The 567-nt window shown below is 48.9% G+C and carries 1 protein-coding gene; it reads left to right on the top strand.

Annotation, left to right across the window (positions count from 1 at the left end; all coding sequences use genetic code 11):
- Nucleotides 1-552: DUF4368 domain-containing protein (locus WS40_RS10985; RefSeq protein ID WP_046442313.1), on the top strand; the 552-nt coding region annotated here is incomplete at its 5' end.
- Nucleotides 553-567: the final 15 nt, after the last annotated feature.

Here is a 567-nt window from a genome sequence, read left to right as displayed (position 1 = left end):
CAGGGATTACGCCAGTGTTCCATGCACTATATCCGCTATGATGTACTGTATGCCTATGTGCTTGCAAGACTGCAATACTGGTCTATGCTGGCACAGAAAGACGAGGACAAGCTGCTGAAACGCCTGCTCAATGCCAGCGACAGGGAAAGAAACTCTGCGAAGAAAAAGCAGGCTGCGGAGCTGAAAAAGGCAGAGAAGCGTAAAGCCGAGGTTGACGGGCTGTTTGCTAAAATGTATGAGGACTGGTCTGCCGGACGCATAACCGAGTATAACTTCAATATGCTGTCCGAGAAGTACCAGAACGAGCAAAAGGAGCTTGAAACAAAAATAAGACAGCTTCACGAAACGATGGAAGCCGCCGTACAGACCGCAGCGGATGCTGAAAAGTGGATTGCCCTGATGAAACAGTATGTCAACCCTGTGGAGCTGACCGCCGAACTTCTGAACACTCTAATTGAAAAAATAACCGTCCACGAAGCTGTCAAGGGCGAGGACGGAAGCCGTGAGCAGGAAGTAGAAATCTACTACCGCTTCATCGGCAAAATCGACTGACCTTTCTTTTTTACC

The sequence above is a fragment of the Ruminococcus sp. N15.MGS-57 genome (assembly GCF_000980385.1).
In the GTDB taxonomy this organism is placed as follows: domain Bacteria; phylum Bacillota; class Clostridia; order Oscillospirales; family Ruminococcaceae; genus Hominimerdicola; species Hominimerdicola aceti.
Note: the sequence above shows the minus strand (reverse complement) of the source record. Positions and strands in the feature narration are given on the sequence as shown.